This window comes from Vibrio sp. Evd11 (assembly GCF_900382755.1).
GTDB classification, from domain to species: Bacteria; Pseudomonadota; Gammaproteobacteria; order Enterobacterales; family Vibrionaceae; genus Vibrio; species Vibrio lentus.
Map to the genome: position 1 here is coordinate 12,482 of NZ_OSDX01000010.1, position 21,085 is coordinate 33,566.

At 44.1% G+C, this 21,085-nt stretch carries 14 protein-coding genes; 2 read left to right on the plus strand and 12 right to left on the minus strand.

Features of this window, described 5'->3' with window-relative positions; translation table 11 throughout:
• Nucleotides 1-22: 22 nt before the first annotated feature.
• Both glmS and ED652_RS06475 read right to left on the minus strand, forming a co-directional pair.
• Nucleotides 23-1,855: a glutamine--fructose-6-phosphate transaminase (isomerizing) gene (glmS, locus tag ED652_RS06470; RefSeq protein ID WP_122053922.1), complete on the minus strand. Its 1,833-nt coding sequence runs from the start codon at nucleotides 1,853-1,855 to the stop codon at nucleotides 23-25.
• 107 nt (nucleotides 1,856-1,962) lie between these two features.
• Entirely contained in the window at nucleotides 1,963-2,733 is a 771-nt protein-coding gene (locus ED652_RS06475) for a DeoR/GlpR family DNA-binding transcription regulator (RefSeq protein ID WP_122053924.1), read from the minus strand.
• Between the two features lie 429 nt (nucleotides 2,734-3,162).
• Here ED652_RS06475 and pykF point away from each other — a divergent pair, with 429 nt between their 5' ends.
• On the plus strand, nucleotides 3,163-4,575 hold the full coding sequence (gene pykF / locus ED652_RS06480) for a pyruvate kinase PykF (RefSeq protein ID WP_017104457.1): 1,413 nt from the start codon (nucleotides 3,163-3,165) through the stop codon (nucleotides 4,573-4,575).
• Nucleotides 4,576-4,755: 180 nt separating this feature from the next.
• The gene (locus ED652_RS06485; RefSeq protein ID WP_017104458.1) at nucleotides 4,756-5,427 is read left to right on the plus strand and encodes a GntR family transcriptional regulator; all 672 of its coding nucleotides are present in this window, start codon (nucleotides 4,756-4,758) and stop codon (nucleotides 5,425-5,427) included.
• Between the two features lie 563 nt (nucleotides 5,428-5,990).
• Here the strand turns inward: ED652_RS06485 and ED652_RS06490 are convergent.
• The 10 genes from ED652_RS06490 to ED652_RS06535 form a co-directional block, all read right to left on the minus strand.
• On the minus strand, nucleotides 5,991-7,874 hold the full coding sequence (locus ED652_RS06490; protein ID WP_122053926.1) for a diguanylate cyclase: 1,884 nt from the start codon (nucleotides 7,872-7,874) through the stop codon (nucleotides 5,991-5,993).
• 113 nt (nucleotides 7,875-7,987) lie between these two features.
• Nucleotides 7,988-8,482 carry an acetolactate synthase small subunit gene (gene ilvN / locus ED652_RS06495; RefSeq protein WP_008219984.1) on the minus strand — a complete coding sequence of 165 codons (495 nt, stop codon included), beginning with the start codon at nucleotides 8,480-8,482 and terminating at the stop codon, nucleotides 7,988-7,990.
• 1 nt (nucleotide 8,483) lies between these two features.
• Nucleotides 8,484-10,223: an acetolactate synthase 3 large subunit gene (locus ED652_RS06500; RefSeq protein ID WP_122053928.1), complete on the minus strand. Its 1,740-nt coding sequence runs from the start codon at nucleotides 10,221-10,223 to the stop codon at nucleotides 8,484-8,486.
• 460 nt (nucleotides 10,224-10,683) lie between these two features.
• Complete coding sequence (locus ED652_RS06505) at nucleotides 10,684-12,492, minus strand: long-chain fatty acid--CoA ligase (protein ID WP_122053929.1); 1,809 nt, start codon at nucleotides 12,490-12,492, stop codon at nucleotides 10,684-10,686.
• A 201-nt stretch (nucleotides 12,493-12,693) separates the two neighbouring features.
• Nucleotides 12,694-13,653, minus strand: coding sequence for a transcriptional regulator LeuO (leuO, locus tag ED652_RS06510; RefSeq protein WP_004735878.1), 960 nt, complete (start codon nucleotides 13,651-13,653; stop codon nucleotides 12,694-12,696).
• A gap of 346 nt (nucleotides 13,654-13,999) precedes the next feature.
• Complete coding sequence (locus tag ED652_RS06515) at nucleotides 14,000-15,055, minus strand: MJ1255/VC2487 family glycosyltransferase (RefSeq protein WP_122053931.1); 1,056 nt, start codon at nucleotides 15,053-15,055, stop codon at nucleotides 14,000-14,002.
• A gap of 57 nt (nucleotides 15,056-15,112) precedes the next feature.
• Nucleotides 15,113-15,637: a phosphatase PAP2 family protein gene (locus tag ED652_RS06520; protein ID WP_004735880.1), complete on the minus strand. Its 525-nt coding sequence runs from the start codon at nucleotides 15,635-15,637 to the stop codon at nucleotides 15,113-15,115.
• A 292-nt stretch (nucleotides 15,638-15,929) separates the two neighbouring features.
• Complete coding sequence (locus ED652_RS06525) at nucleotides 15,930-19,037, minus strand: efflux RND transporter permease subunit (protein ID WP_122053933.1); 3,108 nt, start codon at nucleotides 19,035-19,037, stop codon at nucleotides 15,930-15,932.
• Nucleotides 19,034-20,365 carry an efflux RND transporter periplasmic adaptor subunit gene (locus ED652_RS06530; RefSeq protein WP_122053935.1) on the minus strand — a complete coding sequence of 444 codons (1,332 nt, stop codon included), beginning with the start codon at nucleotides 20,363-20,365 and terminating at the stop codon, nucleotides 19,034-19,036. Before ED652_RS06530 ends, ED652_RS06525 begins: the two co-directional genes overlap by 4 nt.
• Nucleotides 20,365-21,024, minus strand: a complete 660-nt coding sequence (locus ED652_RS06535) for a TetR/AcrR family transcriptional regulator (RefSeq protein ID WP_122053936.1) — start codon at nucleotides 21,022-21,024, stop codon at nucleotides 20,365-20,367. The genes ED652_RS06530 and ED652_RS06535 overlap by 1 nt, the downstream gene beginning before the upstream one ends.
• Nucleotides 21,025-21,085: the final 61 nt, after the last annotated feature.

A 21,085-nucleotide genomic window follows, 5' to 3' on the forward strand; every position in this document is an offset into this window, starting at 1 on the left:
CTTTTCTTAGATAAGCTGACAATTACTCAACCGTTACCGCTTTCGCTAGGTTACGAGGTTGGTCAACGTCGGTACCTTTGATTAGCGCGACATGGTAAGACAGCAGCTGCATCGGTACTGTGTAGTAGATAGGCGCTGTTACTTCACTTACGTGAGGCATCTTGATGATCTTCATGTTTTCATCACTTTCAAAGCCAGCGTCTTGGTCAGCGAATACGTAAAGCAAGCCACCACGTGCACGTACTTCTTCAACGTTCGATTTCAGCTTCTCTAACAAGTCGTTGCTTGGTGCAATAACGACCACAGGCATATCTGCATCGATAAGAGCCAAAGGACCGTGCTTAAGTTCACCAGCCGCGTAGGCTTCTGCGTGAATGTAAGAGATCTCTTTCAGTTTCAGAGACGCTTCCATTGCGATAGGGTAGAACTCACCACGGCCTAGGAACAGTGTGTGGTGCTTATCTGCAAAATCAGGGGCTAGCGCTTCAATCTCTTTATCAAATGCCAATGCTTTCTCGATATCAGCAGGCAGTTGATGCAGTGCTTGAACGATCTCAGCTTCTTTCTCTTCATTGATACGACCTTGTAGACGACCAATTGAAGTTACCATCATCAGCATAGCCGCTAGCTGTGTTGTGAAAGCCTTAGTTGAAGCCACACCGATTTCAGTTCCTGCGCGAGTCATGAAGGCAAAGTCAGACTCACGAACTAACGAAGAACCCGCTACGTTACAGATAGTCATTGCCGACATGTAGCCTTTCTCTTTTGCGAGACGAAGTGCAGCAAGCGTATCCGCCGTTTCACCAGATTGAGACAGAGTCACCAATAGGCTGTTCGGACGAACAACGAAATCACGGTAACGGAATTCAGAAGCAATCTCTACATCACAGCTTACGCCAGCTAGAGATTCAAACCAGTAACGAGCTGCCATGCCTGAGTTGTAAGACGTACCACATGCGATGATCTGCACGTGTTCTACCTTGCTTAGGATCTCTTCAGCTTTAACACCAATTGCATTAGTGATTACAGAAGTGTCAGAGATACGACCTTCCATTGTGTTGATTAGCGCTGTTGGCTGCTCAAAGATTTCTTTCTGCATGAAGTGACGGTATTGACCTTTATCACCAGCATCGTGCTCTGCGTTTGATTCAACGATGTCACGCTCAACACGCTCGCCCGCCACATCAAATACCGTAACATCACGACGAGTAACTTCAGCAACATCACCCTCTTCTAGGTACATGAAGCGACGAGTTACGCTTAATAGTGCAAGCTGGTCAGATGCTAGGAAGTTTTCACCAACACCAAAACCGATAACGATCGGGCTACCTGAACGAGCTACAACGATACGGCTAGGATCTTTACGATCAACCGCCACCGTGCCGTATGCACCGTCTAATTGTTTCGCTGTCTTTTGAAGCGCTTCAACCAATGAATCAGAACTACGAAGTTCCCATTCAACTAAGTGAGCGATAACTTCAGTATCCGTTTGTGAAGTAAACACGTAACCACGCTCTTGAAGAAGAGCACGCAGTGCTTCGTGGTTTTCGATAATACCATTGTGTACAACAGCAATATCACCAGACATGTGTGGGTGTGCATTCGCTTCAGATGGCTCACCGTGCGTCGCCCAACGTGTATGAGCGATACCAGTACCGCCAATAACATGTTGCTGATCGACTGCGTCTGCTAGCTCTTGTACTTTACCAAGGCGGCGCACACGAGTTAGGTTAGATTCAGTATCAACTACAGCGACACCCGCTGAGTCGTAGCCACGATATTCTAGGCGGCGAAGGCCTTCTACTAAAATTTCGGCGACATCACGCTGTGCTACTGCACCAACAATTCCACACATAGTTTCACTCCATCAATTTCGTTTTATTCCTATTGGCAGCAAGCAAAGGCCAGATCTTTATTAAGATCAATTATAGGAAGTTAAATGCATAATACTTAAATTTGTTTTTACGCTGGATCCGTCAGGATCACTCGAACATCATGTGATTCGATACTTGCTTTGGATTCTTCGCCCAAGTCTGTATCGGTAATCAAGATGTCAATGTGTTCCCACGCCAGCTCTAAGTTCGGGATCTTTCGTCCCACTTTTTCCGACTCAATCATCACGATCACTTCTCGTGACACTTCAGCCATTACTTTACTCAGGCCAATCAATTCATTAAACGTAGTGGTGCCTCTATCAAGGTCGATACCATCAGCTCCAATAAACAATTGGTCAAAATCGTAAGCACGAAGTACTGACTCCGCGACTTTGCCTTGGAAAGAATCCGAATGGGTATCCCAAGTACCACCCGTCATTAATAACGTTGGTTCACTTTCAAGCTCATTAAGCGCATTAGCCACGTGCAATGAGTTGGTCATAACGACCAAACCACGCTTGGTATTAAGCTGCTGGATCAAGGCGCCAGTCGTGCTACCACTATCGATGACAATGCGATTATGGTCGCGAATCAAATCTGCAGCGGCTTTTGCTAATGAAATCTTTCGAGTCGAAACTTGTTGACCCAGTTCTTCGTTCACAACCTCTTTCGGTAATGAAATCGCACCACCATAACGGCGTAAAAGCTGACCGTTTTTCTCTAAAGACGCCAAGTCCTTTCTAATCGTGACCTCTGAGGTTTCGAACTTAGCGGATAATTCATCAACACTAACCTCCCCCTTTTCATTCACTAGATTGGAAATTGCATGTCTTCTGAGCTGGGTGTTTCGTTTCGACATTTAGAAAAGGCCATTAAGTTTCGATGTGAAACATATTATAGTTACAACGAAACTATTTAGTCCATTTATTTTGATCCAAAAAATTAATAAATAGCGATAAAACCTTGTCCTAAGACAATTGTTAAGCAGTGATATTGAACTCATTAGGTGGTAGAATCCGCACCCGAAAAGAAAAAAAATTACAAAACTGACCGTTATTTTTCTGCAACTTTCACCTGATATATTGGTGTAAGTCACAGAAACCCGACGTTGAATCAAAATCGTTTAGTCATAAAATGACTAAAATTGATGAAAGACTTACAACTCTGAAGGACATATTGGAAGTCCCGCGCTTTTACACAACAGGCACAAAATGTTGATGTAGCGGACCAATCTTCAGAACTTAAATAAATTTCAAATTGTAACAATACTTACCGGAGAGTACCTTCCATGAAAAAGACCAAAATCGTATGTACGATTGGCCCTAAAACTGAATCTGTAGAGAAGCTAACTGAACTAGTAGATGCTGGCATGAACGTTATGCGTCTTAACTTCTCTCACGGTGATTTCGCAGAACACGGCACTCGTATCGCGAACTTCCGTAAAGTAATGGAAAACAAAGGTGAGCAACTTGCTATCCTTCTAGATACTAAAGGTCCTGAAATCCGTACTATCAAACTTGAAGATGGTAACGACGTAGATCTAGTAGCTGGTCAAGAGTTCACTTTCACAACTGACGCAACAGTTGTTGGTAACAAAGACGTAGTAGCAGTAACTTACCTAGGTTTCGCTAAAGACCTAACTGCAGGTAACACTATCCTTGTTGATGACGGCCTAATCGAAATGGAAGTTATCGCAACAACAGAAACTGAAGTTAAGTGTAAAGTTCTTAACAACGGTGCTCTAGGCGAAAACAAAGGTGTTAACCTTCCTGGCGTTTCTGTTCAACTTCCAGCTCTTTCTGAAAAAGACAAAGCTGACCTTAAGTTTGGTTGTGAGCAAGGCGTTGATTTCGTAGCTGCTTCTTTCATCCGTAAAGAAGACGATGTTAAAGAAATCCGTGAGCTTCTAAACGCTAACGGCGGCGAAAACATCCACATCATTTCTAAGATTGAAAACCAAGAAGGTGTAGATAACTTCGATTCAATCCTTGAAGCTTCTGACGGCATCATGGTTGCTCGTGGTGACCTAGGTGTTGAAATCCCAGCTGAAGAAGTAATCTTCGCTCAGAAAATGATGATCGAGAAGTGTAACCGTGCACGTAAGATGGTTATCACTGCAACTCAAATGCTTGACTCTATGATCAGCAACCCACGTCCAACTCGCGCTGAAGCGGGTGACGTTGCGAACGCAATCATGGATGGTACTGATGCTGTAATGCTTTCTGGTGAAACTGCTAAAGGTAAGTACCCAGTTGAAGCTGTTACTATCATGGCTCAAATCGCGAACCGTACTGATTCAGCTCTTAAAGCTGAACTAGGTTCTCGTCTAGACAGCCCACGTCTACGCATCACTGAAGCAGTATGTAAAGGCGCGGTAGACACAGCAGAGAAGCTAGCTGCTCCTCTAATCGTTGTTGCAACTGAAGGCGGTAAGTCTGCACGTTCAGTACGTAAGTACTTCCCAACTGCAAACATCCTTGCTCTAACAACTAACGAAAAGACAGCTGCACAGCTAGTTCTTACTAAAGGTGTTAAGCCAGTTCTTGTTGACTCTATCGAGAACACAGACGCTTTCTACATCAACGGTAAAGAAATCGCTCTACAATCTGGCCTAGGTAACAAAGGCGACATCGTAGTTATGGTTTCTGGTGCTCTAGTTGCTTCTGGTACTACAAACACAGCGTCTGTTCACGTTCTATAATCGAGAACAGCAACGCAATAAAATATAAAAGAGGGCTTCGGCCCTCTTTTTTTATGAAACAATATCTTGCCTAACTTTTCAGTACGCTGTATTATCAACACATAATAGAACTACGTACTGTTAACTTCCAATTGACTCTTTCTAAGAGACGGATTAGCAGACTAGAAATCAAATATATACATGAGGTTTGTAATGTCTAGTCCTACTCTCACTGATAAAGTATCGAAAATGATTCGCCAAGATATCCTGAACGGTGAATTGCTCCCTGGCCAAAAACTCGTTGTTGCTGATCTAAAAAGTAGATACAACGTGGGTGCATCGCCAATTCGTGAAGCCTTGGTACAATTGTCTTGGAGCAAGTACGTAAAACTAGAGCCACAAAAAGGCTGCTGGGTATCTCCAGTATCAAAGAAAGAACTTAACGATTTGTACGAAAGCCTTCGTGTTGTCTCTTCAGTTTTGCTTAAAAAAGCCATTTCATCAGGCGATGAGAGCTGGGAATTAGAAGTACTGACGTCTTATCATAAACTGTCTAAAATCCAATATGTGGCAGAAGAGTTTGACTGCGCTGAGTGGGAAGAACGTCACCAACAGTTCCATGTATCACTGCTTGAAGGCGCGGATTCAGAGAACATGTTTAAATTCTTTGATGACTTGATCAACCAAGTTAAGCGTTATCGTTTCCTAGTTCTATCGGCTGAAACAGTGACAGACGATCTGTTCAATATCGATGAACACGAAATGATCATGAAGCTAGTACTCGCTAAAAATGTCGATCAAGCGACAGAGCTGCTGGATCAACACCTGCTAAGCTCAATGAAACGAATTGAAGAAGTTATCGAAGCTGCTTAAGCATCAAGCCAAGATAGATTCTAACTACATAAAAACGGAGCCCAATGGCTCCGTTTTTTATTTCCAGTATTACGACTGAACTACCACCCAAAAAACTCTTTATGATGAGTATTGAGAAGCACGACCATAGGTAAAAAATACAACGCACTCAGTTGAAAACCAAGAATGACTAATGTGCCTATGGTTAACCTCACTAAAAAATCGACAAACATACTACGCCTCTTTTCACTCGACAGTATGATCCCCAAATGCTTGCTCGAGCTAATCCAATGAATTAAGTTAACGGTGTCATCCTTTTACTTCCGGTAAACACTCTATTTATTGCACCGTCTAACACGATGAAATCTGAAGTACAGCCATTTGCTTATTGTTCAGTTTAGCTCAAATTATCGCCAGCATTAGACTTTAGTCTAACTAGCTAATGTTTGTGATACGGATCTTTCCAAAGTGAGATTTTCAGGATTGTTCAGTATTGAGAGTAGGTAAATTGCTCATTCAATAGAGATAAGTCGGAGGAAGGATGAAGGTTTCATAGGTATTCAAACACGATTGAATACAGAGAATTAAGCGACATCAGCATGACTTGGGCACAAAGACACTGTATTGCGACCTGACGATTTAGATTCGTAAAGCCCCACATCGGCACATTTGTACGAACGAGTACTGTTACTGGTTAAATCCGTAAAGCCGACGCTGACTGTCACTTTAGTCCCCGCGGCGAGCTCTATCTCGATACGTAAACGATCCAAGACGCGTTTTGCTTCAGGCAGAGTGGTGTGTGGCATCAGTAGTGCAAACTCCTCTCCCCCAACACGAGCGACAAAGTCAGTACTGCGAAGGCTGTCCTGCAAAAGCTTGGCAACACCAGCAATCACACGGTCGCCTTCATTATGTCCAAGCTCGTCATTGATTCGCTTGAAGTTATCAATATCGACCAAAGCCAAGCAAGTCGTCGCTTCGTTAGGGTAACGCTCAACCAAGCGAGAATAGTAAGCGAGCTGCTCTTCGAACTTGCGACGGTTCCAGAGGTTGCTCAAAGAGTCTCGCTCGCTTAGAACGCGTAAACGGACTTCAAGCTCTTTTCTCACCGAGATGTCGACCAGTGACGTAATGTAGTAACTGATTTTACCCGAGTTGTTTTTGACCGCGTGAACTCGCATGATCGCAGTAAAAGGAATACGAAGTTTGTTCTTACACAACACTTCCCCTTCCCAAACTTCTTCTTGCTCTAGGTGCTGCCAGATTGAATCACTAGAGAGTGTCTGCTCGGTATTTTCCAGAAGCAGTTGTAAGGCGTTCTGTCCAATGACTTGCTTTTTACTGTAACCAGTTATGTTTTCAAATTCGTTATTGATCATCATGGCACGATGTTGCTTATCAGAGATCATCACCGCTGACATACCATTCAATGCCGCTCGCGCTAATTTACTTTCTAAGCTGCGTCGTCGATAGTGAGTTACCAGATAAGCAAACGGAAAGGCAAAGATCAATACAGTAAAGAGGACGATGATCTCTTCATGAGCAAGATCATTGAGATCGCGCTCTGCACGAGCAAGAAGCTGTTTTTCATTAAGTTGAATGAGCAAATGGACCTTTTGATTGTTCGCTAGCATAACCGTGTTAAACGCAAACAAATTACCATCCTCAAAAACGTGTCCCGCCTGCTCATTGGAGATTGCATCCCAAGTCTTCGGTGCGATGTTTTTTAGGTTGAAGCCTTTTCGTTCAGGAATAGAGTCGCCGAATAGCTTACCGCTGTTGTTACTCGCGATGTAATAACCGGCTTCATTGAGCACTTCTGCTTTAAGGTCATTATCAGGTGAATAACTAAGACGCGACGATAAACCCCATACGTCGAGATTTATAACAAGATAGCCGACTCTTTTTTCAGGTGTTTCTACGGGAGTAAAGACACGAATTACCGGAATATAAGGCAAGATTACCTCACCATGCTCAGTTTCAAGTTCAATGCCCCAGCCGCCAATCTGCTCGGCTTCTAGTTCTTGAGCATATTCGAAGTAGCTAGAGTCAGACTTATCTTGAAGCTCTTGAGGTATCGTTATATAGCCTGTTTCAGCGGAATAATTTACGCGAACCAGCTCTTTACCCGCTATATCTAACAGGTGGATCTGCGTATACCATTTCTGGTTCACTAGGACAGACTGCCAAACCTCTTCAAGTAGATCTTTGGTTTGGTTAGATGGAGAAGAAGCAAAATCAACCAAGCTTTGACTGTGACTTAACAGCCCCATCACAGAAACTAATTGGGTCTTAAGAAGATCATAATCTCGTTTGGCATACACTAACTGATGGACGGCTTGTTTCGCTGAGTAGTCGAAGCTCTGCTGTTTCACTTCTTGATAGCGTTGCAGGTAATAGAGACCTACAGCAGAAGACAGTGTGATAGAGATAATCAGCAATGTAATTATGGCTTTTTTATTTCTCATTGCTAACTCAGGTGAATGGAAGTGAAGCGCGGGATTATAGCACTCTAAATAATGAACAAAATAAAAGCCGCTTAAAAAAGCGGCTTTAAAACTATTTTTCCAATAACGATCGCTTACGCTTTTAGTGCGCGCTCACCGCGAGCAATGCCAACGACACCACTTCGAGCCACTTCAAGCACTTCCGTTACCTCAGACAATGCCTGAATGAAAGCATCAAGCTTCTCGCTAGTACCGGCCATTTGCACCGTGTATTGCGAAGCCGTTACATCAACGATCTGACCACGGAAAATATCTGCTGTGCGTTTCACTTCAGCACGAGCAAAGCCGCTAGCGCGTACTTTTACCATTAGAAGTTCACGCTCGATATGCTCAAGCTCAGACACTTCTTGTACCTTAAGTACATCGATCAGTTTGTGTAACTGCTTCTGAATCTGCTCAAGCTGCATTTCGCTTGAATTAGTGGTGACATTAAGACGAGAAAGCGTTGGATCATCCGTAGGAGATACATTCAAAGACTCGATGTTGTAGCCACGCTGAGAAAACAAGCCAACCACTCGAGAAAGTGCGCCTGGTTGGTTTTCCATTAATAGTGAAATGATGTGTCTCATATTATGTTCTCTCCGTTTTGCTTAGCCACATGTTATCCATACCCTCGCCTTTGATCTGCATTGGGTATACGTGCTCGGTGTCATCAACACTGATGTCAACAAATACCAGACGGTCTTTCATTGCTAATGCTTTTTCCAAGCCTGATTCCAATTCATCCGGAGATGAAATACGCATGCCAACGTGGCCATAAGCCTCAGCAATCGCAGCAAAATCAGGAACAGAGTCCATATATGAATTAGAGTAACGACCTTGATAAACAATGTCTTGCCACTGTTTTACCATGCCTAAGAAACGGTTGTTAAGGTTAATAATCTTAACGGGAATATTGTATTGCAGCGCAGTCGACAGCTCTTGGATATTCATTTGAATACTGCCGTCACCAGTAACAATCACAACTTCTTCATCAGGTTTCGCAAACTTAACGCCCATACCAGCAGGTAGGCCAAAGCCCATCGTGCCTAGACCACCAGAGTTAATCCAACGGCGTGGCTTGTCAAACGGGTAGTACAAAGCAGCAAACATTTGGTGTTGACCTACATCAGAAGCAACATAGGCATCGCCATTGGTTACTTTATGAAGTGTTTCAATAACTTGTTGTGGCTTAATACGACCAGACGTTTTGTCATACGCTAAGCAGTCACGCTCTTGCCACTGTTTAATTTCACTCCACCAGCTTTCCATCGCGTCTGCATCGTTAGTTCCACCTTGCTCAATAAGCAGGTTAACCATGCTCTCTAGTACTTTTTCCGCTGAACCTACAATCGGTAGATCCACTTTTACGTTTTTAGAGATAGAAGATGGGTCGATATCAATGTGCATGATCTTCGCATCAGGGCAGTACTTATCTAGGTTATTGGTGGTTCGATCATCGAAACGTACGCCAATACCAAAGATCAAGTCCGCATTGTGCATCGCCATATTGGCTTCATACAAACCATGCATGCCCAACATACCCAAAGAGTTCTTATGGGTACCAGGGAAAGCGCCAAGCCCCATTAGGGTGCTTACCACGGGTAAATTCAGTGCCTCTGCTAATTTTAACAGCGGCTTATCTGCCTCAGAAATAACTGCACCACCACCGACATAAAGTACCGGCTTCTTCGCTTCAAGAAGGGCTTTTAGCGCCTTTTTGATCTGACCTTTATGACCCGTAACCGTTGGGTTATACGAACGCATTTTTAGCGTTTCTGGGTATTCATAAGGAAGCTTGATTTGTGGGTTTAAGATGTCTTTTGGCAGATCAATAACCACAGGACCAGGACGTCCTGTCGTTGAAATATAGAATGCTTTTTTAACGACTTCAGGGATATCTTCCGCTTTCTTAACGAGGAAGCTGTGTTTAACGATCGGACGGGATACACCCACGATGTCACACTCTTGGAAGGCGTCATTACCAATTAAGCTATTTGGTACGTTACCAGAAATAACTATCATTGGAATTGAGTCCATGTAGGCGGTGGCAATACCAGTAACGGTATTGGTCGCACCCGGACCAGAACACACAAGTACTACGCCCGGCTTACCGGTAGAACGAGTATAGCCATCTGCCATGTGGGTAGCGGCTTGTTCGTGTCGTACTAATACGTGTTTAATTTCAGCAGTTTTAGCATGCAGCGCATCATAGATATCAAGTACAGAACCACCTGGGTAACCAAAGATTTGTTCTACACCCTCTTCAATTAGAGACTGCACCACCATCTCAGCGCCGGATAACATGGCTGTTTCAGATTTTGTTGTCATTTTGCTCTCCTCACCAGTTTCCAACCATATTTGGTGAACATGTTGGGCTGGTTTTTCATAGTCTAGGGCTTATTCGTAGCCTAATTCGAAATACTTCCACTTTTTCGGCTATGGCTGTCTGTCGTGATAACAACAAACAGTAATACGAAACAACTTTAACGCTTTATTATCATCTGGTCTAACACCTGTTATCCGATAATTACGTCAAAAAACCAACTATTAGCTGAAAGCATCAAATAAAACCCAAACCAAACCCAATAGTTAGATTTAAAAACCAATTAACATCTAAAAAAAAGAGCTTAATATTCAAATGAATCACGATTTATCGATTAATTACATCCTTATTGATGTGCGCTTTCGCACATTGTGCTGTGTCAGCAGGCATAAAAAATCCCCCTAAAAATGCAATCACATTCGTAGGGGGATTTTTAAACAACTGAAAATTTATCTAAGCAGAAAACTACTTATCTTTAGACTTTTCATTGTACATTTCTTCGATTTCGTCTTGATACTTATCGTTGATAACTTTACGACGCAATTTTTGAGTAGGTGTCAGTTCGCCATCATCCATAGAAAATGCTTTTGGCAGCAACTTGAATTTCTTCACTTGCTCAAACTTAGCCAACTCTTGCTGCAAGTCATTCACGCGCTTCTCTAGCATCTCGACAATCTGGTGGTGCTTAACAAGCTCAACACGGTCGTGATACTTGATATTCAGCTCTTTGGCATACTCTTCTAGAGAGTCATAACAAGGAACGATCAGCGCAGAAACGAATTTGCGCGTATCAGCGATAACGGCAATCTGTTCGATAAAGTGATCTTTACCAATCGCGCCTTCAACCACTTGCGGTGCAATGTACTTACCGCCAGAGGTCTTCATCAATTCTTTAATACGATCAGTAATGAACAGGTTACCATTTTCATCAAAATGTCCCGCATCACCAGTCTTTAGGAAACCGTGCTCGTCAAACGTCTTAGCGGTCTCTTCTGGCATCTTGTAGTAGCCACGCATCACCATTGGACCACGAACAAGAATCTCATCCTTAGCACCAATTTTCACTTCAGCGCCCGGCATCGACATACCAATTGAATCAGGGTTAAAACAGCGGTCATCCCAGCACGATACTGTTGCCGTGGTTTCTGTCATGCCGTAGCCAAGTTTTACGTTGATACCAATCGCGTGGAAGAAGCGACCAATGGTTTCATCAAGCTTCGCACCACCACATGGCATGAAGTTGATGTTACCGCCTAACAGAGCTCGCAGTTTAGATAACACAAGCTTATCGGCAAGCGCATGGCTCTTCTTCAGCATGAATGATGGTGTGCGACCTTCTTGGTGACAAACAGAAAGCTTCGCTCCCATATTCACCGCCCAAGTAAAGAGGACTTTACGGATAAACGGTGCTTTAGATACTTTCTCGTGAATCGCTGAGAATATCTTCTCGTAGAAACGAGGAACTGCAGACATAACCGTTGGCTTAACATCACTCAGCGCATCACGCACTTGCATTGTGTCTTGCAGGTAACAGTTGGTTGCGCCTTTATAAAGGACATAGAAAGTCCAAGCACGCTCAAATACATGTGATAAAGGTAAGAAACACAATGAGACGTCGTCTTTGCTTAAGCTAAGGCGCTCATCATGGCCTTTTAGTTGATAGCCAACGTTCGTGTAATCAAGCATTACGCCTTTTGGCTGGCCTGTTGTACCAGAGGTATAGATAAGCGTCAGTAAGTCATCCATACAGGCATCCGCAAGACGAACATCAAGTTCAGCTTGCTGCTCTTCAACACCACGAGCCATGAACTCTTTCCAAGAGACGGCAAAGCGATGTCCTTGCAGATCGATATCATCAGACATCGCCACAACAACTTCTAGCTGTTCACACTCTTCAAAAAGGCTAACCGCCGCATCAAATTGAGCTTGCTCGCCAACGAATAAGATCTTCACATCTGCATTTTGGATAATGTAAGAAGACTGCGCCGCTGTGTTGGTTGGGTAGATTGGTACCGTTACAAGACGCGCTTGTAAAGATGCAAAATCTGCCACAGTCCACTGAGGCATATTGTTCGAAAAGATACCGATCTTATCCTGAACTCTCAGTCCGTGAGCCAACAGTGCTAATGAAAGCGTATCGATTTGTTGTCCAAACTGTTCCCAGCTAATACCTTGCCATACATTATCGACTTTATGCTTCAAAGCTGTACGGTTGCCGCCTTGGGCAATTTGGTCACGAAGTCTTTTTACGATATGAAAATCTAAATTGGCCATCTCTTTACCTTTGGCTTACACCTGTAAGCTTTTTTGAGCGCACAAGTGTACCTCTGATCATGGAAAAGGCAACTGATGAAGCTCAAAGTTATAAGTAATAGTACGTCTCACGCTAAGTTTTCTATCAACAAAAATAGCAGGTACAAAAAAGCCCCAAGCCAGACTCCCAGCTTAGGGCTTACAAATCATAGGGATTAGTGCTTAGTTAAGCGCCACGACTTCGCCACAGATCATCATTAACTGATCGCGTAACCAAATGTGTCCTTTATCCTTTTCACTTGATTCGTGCCAGCTTAGGAAGCCAGAAATTGCCGCATTATCGAATGGGAAATCTAGGATCTGAAGCTGATCTTTGTTCGCGGCATGCTCAACCATCCAACGAGGTGCAATTGTCACAAGCTCAGATTGACCAACAACGTAAAGTACGTTGCTTAAGCTCGTACCTTCGTAGAAAGGTGTGCAATCTAGGTCACGGTAAGCTTGCTCTGAGAAGCTGCGTTGACCATGGATGCGAGACAGTTTTGCGTGCTTTTCGTTAAGCAGCTCTGCCGCTGAAACTTCACCGTTGATACGTGGGTGAGAAGCAGAAGCAACAACAACTAATTCGTCTTGGAAGATCTCAGTGCTTGAAAAGCCCTGCTCATCAAAACGAGCGTAATCAATAACGAAGTCGATTTCTTGGTAGCGCATACGCTCAGAAAGTTGACGATCGAATTCTGCATCCATGTGCAGTTTAACGCTCGGTGCTTGGTCGTTGATTGTCGACATGATCTTAGGTGCAAAACGCATGTCACAAGGGCTACAAATCGCAAGTTTGAACAGACGAGAAGACGACTCTGGAGAGAACACAGAACTTGGCAGTTCATTGCGTACTAACTGCAGTGCTTGGCGGATTGGACCAAACAACTGACGAGCACGTTGAGTCGGCTGAATACCACGACCTTGACGCATGAATAGTTCGTCGTTAAACATCACTTTTAGACGAGCAACAGCGTTACTTACAGCAGGCTGAGACATACCCAGATTATGAGCTGCACGTGTAATGTTTTGCTCTTGCATAACTGCATCAAATACAGTCAAAAGATTTAAGTCGACTCCACGAAGTGTGCTTTCCATTCTGTAGCTTGCAATAGCACTCATTGCGTCTTTTTTCTCTAACATTCAAGTTGCCTCTTGTCGGTTCGACAGCGTTAAATTGGTAATGGTATAGGAATAGATAACCACTAATTCTTATATTTATCAGACCGATGTTTTTCGGATTACCATTACTATTAACCAATAAATCTCGAGCTACCAACAAGATTGATAAAGAATAATTTTATTTTACCTTAATGATTAAATAACATCTAAAAATCAATTATTTATAGAGTTATAAAAAAACATAAAATGCATCACTTATGAGTTTCATTTCGACTTATTTAGCTGTTCTATCGTTTGGTTACATTTGTTACAATTTATTGAACCCATGAATTGTTTGACTGGTTGATTCAGAAATAACACTTATGAGTTAAGTGAGCGATGCATAACTAGGAAAATCTACCTTGTCCCAAAGTTGCTTTCTTAAGTCATCTTGGTTGGACCAATTGCCCGCTAACACCCATTCAACAAGTGCACTTGCCACGTCGGGATAAGTGACCACTTCAGCCTGCTTTTCACCGAGCCAACCACGCAAGGTAGCCGCGTCTAAAAAGGTCATAGTTTGAGCTAATCCAAGAGCCTCTAGCGTCGCCACATTGCTCTGTTGTTCGAACTGCCCCTCAAGTGGTTTGAGAAGCAATTTCTTACCCAAGGTTAGGGCTTCCGATGGCAATTCAAAACCGCCATTAGCCACTACACCAGAGCATTGATTGAGGTCGAATTGGAAACCGGCATGACTCAGTGGTTTGAACTCAATATTTTCGACTCGACTGTGCTCAATGACATTCGGGTGATAACAGACAAAGTTGTGCGAAATAAACTTCATCAACAGCTCTGAGATCGACTCAAGATCCTCAAACGGCAAATAGACCAACGTAAAGTCTTGTGCTGTTTTGGTTTGTTGATCACCAGCCAGCGTGTGAACGATAGGCGGCAGTATCGGTTGTTCAAAGTGATACCAATGCAAACCAATCGAGTGCTCAGTTGGGGCGAAATGTTGAATCACCGAATGTTCAATCCAGTTGCCCCCTTCTTTCGGTACATCATAGCGGAACGCATTCTGGTGGCTTATGCCAATGCATGGCACACCTTGCCTCTTAGCTGCCCATGCAGTCACAGGTTCAAAGTCATTCAACACTAAGTCATAAGGCGTCAAATCGATCTGATTAATCTCACTGAGAAATCGCCAGATGTTGTTCTTGATGAATGTCTTGCCGTATTTAACCTGCCCCTGCTCGCTGTAAAAAGTTAAGCCGCTGCGGGTCTGATAATTACCAAACGCTTCCATCGAGAAGTACTTGCTCTCGTCTCGCCCAGAGAACAGAAAATCGACATCGATATTTTGCTGACGAAAAGCCACGGCCATTGCTCTCGCTCGAGCAATGTGCCCATTCCCTGTGCCTTGTACGCCATATAAAATTTTCATGCATGTTCCTTTATGTTTGCCACTTAAGCTCGGCAGTGATTGTTGCCAACAAAATGATTACAGGATGAAGCTGATAGCAAGGCTAGTACAAGCGATGCCCAAGGCTGCGCCAATCAGTACGTCCGTTAAAAAGTGCACACCAAGTAGGATTCGAGAGCCAGCAATCGCTGCCGCCCAAATCAGGCTAAAGAGATATAAGCTCGGATAGAAATGTCCGATTAGAGTCGCCATAACAAAAGCCGCTGCGGAATGCCCAGAAGGCAGGCTGTATTTATCAGATGGCACAATATGGGAATAAAGCAATGAAGAGAATTCAGCGGGTCTGCGACGCTTGAGGGTATTTTTGGCAAACCAGTAAATAGGTAACTCGATTGCAAAGGCAGTTAAGCCCACCAAAAGAAAGTCTCGTCCGGTGTAACTGTCAGCCAGTAGTGCAACCAAAGCAATCAAAACGTAAAGATGTCCATCTCCAGTATGAGACACCGCCTTACTGAGTGTCGCCTGTTGTCCGCTATAACGGCTCTTTAAACAGAAAACAGAAAATGCCACATCCCAGCGGACAATAGGTTCGATAGTACGCATACAATCTCCTTAACAATCCTTATTCAGTTAAGGCTCAAGGTATGCCCCTGAAATGACAGTTAGGTGACGTTTTGAATGAACTAAAATGAATTTTGAAGCGAATTAACCGCTTTCACTAAGTAAGCTGATGGGAGCCAAGAAGCTGCCGATAAAAATAAAGCGACCCAAGGCCGCTTTATTCTTCTATGTTTTGACTTCTTTATATAAGCAAGCAAACGCTACTTCTATCATGCTAGTGGTTATCGTGTTCGCTAATGATAATAGTGCTCGTAAATGATAATAGCGCTAAAGGTTATAGCGCTAATGGCTCATGCTTTTTCACCAAACCAAAGTCCGCCAATATCGCGTAGGCCGCAGGGATCATAAACAACACCAGTAAGGTTGAAGCAAATATGCCAAACACGATCGAAATAACCAGAGGCTGGATAACCTGAGCCTGTAAGCTGGTTTCCGTCAATAGTGGCAACAAACCAGCAGCTGTCGTCATTGAAGTCAGGAATACAGCTCGGAAACGCTCACGACTCGCTTTCACCACCGAGTCATGTACGCTGTCTCCCTCATCAACATGGTGACGAATGTACTGCACCAACAAGATGGAATCGTTGACCACAATACCGGCAAGCGACACAAAGCCCATCATGCTTGGCATACTTAAAGAATGCCCAAGTATCCAGTGCCCAACGACTACACCAATAAAAGCGAGTGGAATCGCCAACATCACAACCACAGGTTCTAAGTAGCTTCTGAATTGATAGCTAAGAATTGCAAACACGCCGAATAACCCCAGCAAGAACCCTTTACCCATCGAGGATCCGGTCTTAGCCGCATCTTTAGCTTCCCCTTCGAAATCAAAGCGTAAGCCCGGATATTTCTGAATCAGCTTGGCTGCTTCATCTTTTTGGAACTGAGCCAAAATAGCTGATGAGCTCGCCTTTTTATTGTCAACATCACCAAAAATACTGATCGTTCTCAGCCCATCAATACGCTGGATACGCACGTAGTTACGTTGAAAATCTAGCGTCGCCAACGTTGCTAGCGGGATCTGACTGCCATCTGCGGTAATGATCGGGAAGTTAGCAAGCTGTTGTACGTCTCCCGCTTGCTCTTTATTAAGGTGCACCTCAATCGATATGTTCTCAACCCCAATTTGGATTTCATCTGCTGTCTGACCGAAGAATGCAGCACGCAACTGAGAAGCAATCATCTGCCCATTCACGTTGTAGGTTTCCGCTCCTGGGCGTAGCTTAACTAAGATCTCTTCTTTACCCATGCGCATGTCATCTAAAACACCATGCACTCCATCAAACTGATTGAGGTATTCCTGAATATCCAAAGAAGCCGATTTCAACGCTGCAAGATCATCATGTTTGGCGCGGATCTCGATAGCACGACCGCCCGGCCCCATGGTTGGCTGCTTGAAGACTAATGAAATAGGATCAGCAAGATCACCAATGTCTTCTCGCCATGCATCAATGAAATCATCGATAACGGTATTGCGACTCTCAGCGCCGAGTAAGTCTAAGCGCACCGTGGCTAAATGCGGGCCTGATTCATTGGCGTCTGCATTGGCATTAAACTGGCTAGTGATATGCTCAACCAATTTATTACCGCCCTCAACATCTTCACTCCACTGCTCATTCAAACGTTTAGCAGAAGCAACAATTTTGTCGACTACTCTCTCGGTTTGAGACAATGATGCGCCCGGCGGAAGAATGATGCGCGCCTCGGCAATATCACCATCCAGCTCTGGGAAAGGTTGGAACTTAACAACGCCACCAGCGATCAAGGCTACCGAAAGCAACAGCAGGGTCAGTACTCCCCCCATAAAGGCGTAGCGGAATGTCACGACTTTCTCAACCATGTTCATCAAAGTGGTATTACGGAAGTTCTCAAACTTATCAAGCAACACCACCTTAAAACGCAGCGCTGGCTTGTCATTCTTTTCTTTGTGTAATGAATGAGACAAGTGATTAGGTAGAATAAGAAACGCTTCGATTAAGCTCAGAGACAACACTAAAATAAGTACCTGAGGCACCGCTTTCAGCACCGCGCCCATTTCCCCATCAAGGAATAGTAAGCTACCGAAAATACAGACAGTGGTTAAGAAAGAAGACAGAACTCCGGGAAGCACTTTCTTTACGCCGTTGTACACCGCATCATCGACGCTTTGTCCCCTATCTAAATGGGAGGCTATCGATTCGGCTATCACTATGGCGTCATCCATCATGATACCAATCGCCATTAATAAACCGACCAGTGACATAATGTTGATCGACAAGCCCAAGTTAGCCATTAAGAACAAGCCACCAAGGAAGGCTACCGGCAGACCAGCAGCTACCCAGAATGAATAACGCAAACTGAAGAACAACCACATGGTGGCAAATACCAGAACAATACCTTGCCAGCCATTGCGCGCCATCATGGTTAGACGATCCCAAAGTACCGACGAGAGATCGTTGGTCATTTGCAGTGTCACACCATCGGGCGCAATCGCGCTTTGATCTTCAACGAATCTCGTCACGTTCTCTTTGATTCGTAACGCATCATCTTCTTTGTTTTTACTGATCTTCAATAGAGCAGATGGCTTACCATCAAACAGAACCTTCTGTTCATCCAGTTCAAAGCGATCGGTGATCTTGGCAATATCCCTCAAACGGATCACCGACCCATTTGGCGCAGATCCAACCACGATACTCTCTAATTCAACCGGCGTAATTCGTCTTTCATCAAAACGAATCAGGAAGTTTTTGTCTGGCGTTTCAACGTTACCACTTGGTAGTTTTACATTCTGACGACCAATTTGGTCTGCGATATCACCGACACTCAAACCTAACTGGCGAATGGCTTGGGTATCCAGTTCGACCCGATATTGGTGATCGGAAAAACCACTAACTTCGACTAAAGAGACATCATAATCGAGCTTCATGGTCCGTTTGAGATCTTCGGCGTAAGCCTTGAGTTCAGGCCATGAGGTTTCGGCTGTAATCGCGATATCAACTACCGGTTCATTCCAATCCAACTCTTGAACAACCGGAGATTCAATCTCGCTCGGGAAATCATTGATCGAGTTGATCTGAGTTTGCACGTCCACCAGCATTCGGCCAATATCCGCTTTCTCATTGAGTTTCAGAATAAGACGAGCACTGCCTTCGATCGCCTCACATTGAGTTTCTTCAATGTTGGCCAGACCATCGACGGCATCTTCCATTCGTACACACAAGCTCTCTTCCACCTCTTGTGGTGATGCACCGGGATAAACAATCGCCGCCATAATGTAAGGTGGATCATAGGCAGGAAAGGTTTCGCGCTTGATGGTTGATAATGAGGTCAAACCCATGATCAACAAACCAAGCATCAATAAGTTTGCAGCCGTCGGGTGTCGGGAGAAGAACCGAATCATGACGCATTCTCCTGCACATCCGCTGCTAATTCAGTAGAGTTTGACTCTTTGAGTAGCATGCCTTCAATCGCAGGTAAAACGTCATTTAGAATTAGCTTATCACCCGCGTGCAGTTCACCATCCACCACCACTTGGTTGTCTCGACGATAAAGCACTTCAACATTCACCACTTGTAAGCGCTGGCTGTCATCCATCAGATAAACCTTATCACCGTGCAGAGCGCGCTCTGGGACAACCCAACTAAGGTTGGCCAAGCCTTCGATCTCCGCTTTGACGAACATGCCGTTGACCAAAGGCGTGGCACTGCTTGGCTGCAGAGCGGAATAGTCTTGACCAATTTCAAGAATGATCCCCGCTGTGGCTTGGTTCTCATCAACGGTTTCACTGATTCTCGCCACCTTTGCAGGCCAATTGAGGTTAAGGCTGCCACTGTTTAGCTGAATACTTGCTTTGATCGGCGCTTCATAAGGGTTTGGTATGCCTGCGGCATCACGAGGGAATTGAGTAAAGCTTGAGGCTAAAGTTTGCATATCATGTATAGAGAGTTGCGCCTCAACTTCCATAACTTTAATCCCGTGAGCAACAAACATCTCTTGCTGAAGATTAACCACTTGGTTTTGTTCGATATCAACCTGCGCAATTCTCATCGCTCTAGGTAGGGTGATGGTCGTTTTATCCAAAGAGCGTTGCGCCTCTTTTACTTTAGAGACATTCACCTTAATCACCGCTTCCGCAACACGTTTTTCATCTGGCATTAATGCGATTTGATTCGCGATATCCAACACTAGCTTCTGTTGAGACAGTGCACTTTGTTGTTGTAGATCGACATCAGATTGAGAGGTGAGCCCTTTCTTACGCAGATCTTGTTTACGTTGTAGCTCTTTATTACTGATCAACAAACGATTCTTTTCGATCTTAAGAGTTTGATTCAGGTTGTCTTCTTCTTGGTTCAATTTCGCTAATGAAGTTTGGCTTGATTTAAGATCGGCCTCTGCTTGTATCAGCTTCAATTCGTAATCCAATGGATCAACCTTGAGCACAACCGTTCCCGCAGGGATCACCTGACCTTTCTCAAGATCTGGATGACGATAAACGATCTGTCCTGTCACCTCGGCAATCGCTTTCCATTCGACTTTCGGCACCACTTTGCCAAAGCCAACCGCTAACGGTGCTAACAGTTGTTGCTCTAGGCTTACTGTATCAACTAAGCGAGCTCTATCACCCGCAGGCTTGGTTGGAAGATCCGGCTTAAAGTTAATTGCAACCACAAGGCCAATGACACCAACCGCAAGCGCTGGAAAGAAGAGTAGTTTTTTATTTATTTTCATTATCTTTGATCCTGCACGGAAGAAGAGCTAGGCGTGTTTATAAAGCCTTCTGTCATCAATTGAATGTTGTGCTCGATTAAACGGTTAAGAAATTCTTCATTAATCTCAATACCATGGATTGCTAGTAGAGGAGGCGGCGCAATGAATGGAAACACCATCAAGCTTATATACGACACGCGACAGAGTTTGGGATCCATCTCTTTTCTTAAGACACCTTGCGCCACCAATTTTTCAAAAATGACATCTTGGGCTGGCTTAGCCACATCGAGAAAAACCTTTTCGAGTAACTCCCTTTGCACTTCAGAGGGCGGCATATTCATCACTTGGGCAATCAAACGAGGAAACTTGGGGACCTTGACCATCTCTTTGTAGTAAGTCCGCATTAAATCAAGAAAGTTCTCATGACTGCTTTCTTCCACCAATCTCTGCATCTGCAATTGCATCGGTCGTAGGGTTTCACGCAGCATCGCCTCAAACAGCCCGGCCTTACTGCCAAAGTAATAACGAATCATCGCAATGTTCACTCCCGCACGATCGGCAATCAGGCGTGTCGAGACCTTGTCGTATGGCTGAACAACAAACAGATCGCGAGCGTGCTCAATCAATAATTGTCGAACATCTAGGTTCTGTTGAGGTCGCCCCGCTTTTCGTGCCGTCATGGCGTAAACCTATCTCTATAATTAATCATTCGATTAATTATAGAGATAAACAGGCATAACA

Coding starts and splice junctions, on each gene's coding strand:
- glmS (WP_122053922.1), bottom strand. CDS start 1,855: ATGTGTGGAATTGTTGGTGCAGTAGCACAGCGTGATGTCGCCGAAATT.
- ED652_RS06475 (WP_122053924.1), bottom strand. CDS start 2,733: ATGTCGAAACGAAACACCCAGCTCAGAAGACATGCAATTTCCAATCTA.
- pykF (WP_017104457.1), top strand. CDS start 3,163: ATGAAAAAGACCAAAATCGTATGTACGATTGGCCCTAAAACTGAATCT.
- ED652_RS06485 (WP_017104458.1), top strand. CDS start 4,756: ATGAGGTTTGTAATGTCTAGTCCTACTCTCACTGATAAAGTATCGAAA.
- ED652_RS06490 (WP_122053926.1), bottom strand. CDS start 7,874: ATGAGAAATAAAAAAGCCATAATTACATTGCTGATTATCTCTATCACA.
- ilvN (WP_008219984.1), bottom strand. CDS start 8,482: ATGAGACACATCATTTCACTATTAATGGAAAACCAACCAGGCGCACTT.
- ED652_RS06500 (WP_122053928.1), bottom strand. CDS start 10,223: ATGACAACAAAATCTGAAACAGCCATGTTATCCGGCGCTGAGATGGTG.
- ED652_RS06505 (WP_122053929.1), bottom strand. CDS start 12,492: ATGGCCAATTTAGATTTTCATATCGTAAAAAGACTTCGTGACCAAATT.
- leuO (WP_004735878.1), bottom strand. CDS start 13,653: ATGTTAGAGAAAAAAGACGCAATGAGTGCTATTGCAAGCTACAGAATG.
- ED652_RS06515 (WP_122053931.1), bottom strand. CDS start 15,055: ATGAAAATTTTATATGGCGTACAAGGCACAGGGAATGGGCACATTGCT.
- ED652_RS06520 (WP_004735880.1), bottom strand. CDS start 15,637: ATGCGTACTATCGAACCTATTGTCCGCTGGGATGTGGCATTTTCTGTT.
- ED652_RS06525 (WP_122053933.1), bottom strand. CDS start 19,037: ATGATTCGGTTCTTCTCCCGACACCCGACGGCTGCAAACTTATTGATG.
- ED652_RS06530 (WP_122053935.1), bottom strand. CDS start 20,365: ATGAAAATAAATAAAAAACTACTCTTCTTTCCAGCGCTTGCGGTTGGT.
- ED652_RS06535 (WP_122053936.1), bottom strand. CDS start 21,024: ATGACGGCACGAAAAGCGGGGCGACCTCAACAGAACCTAGATGTTCGA.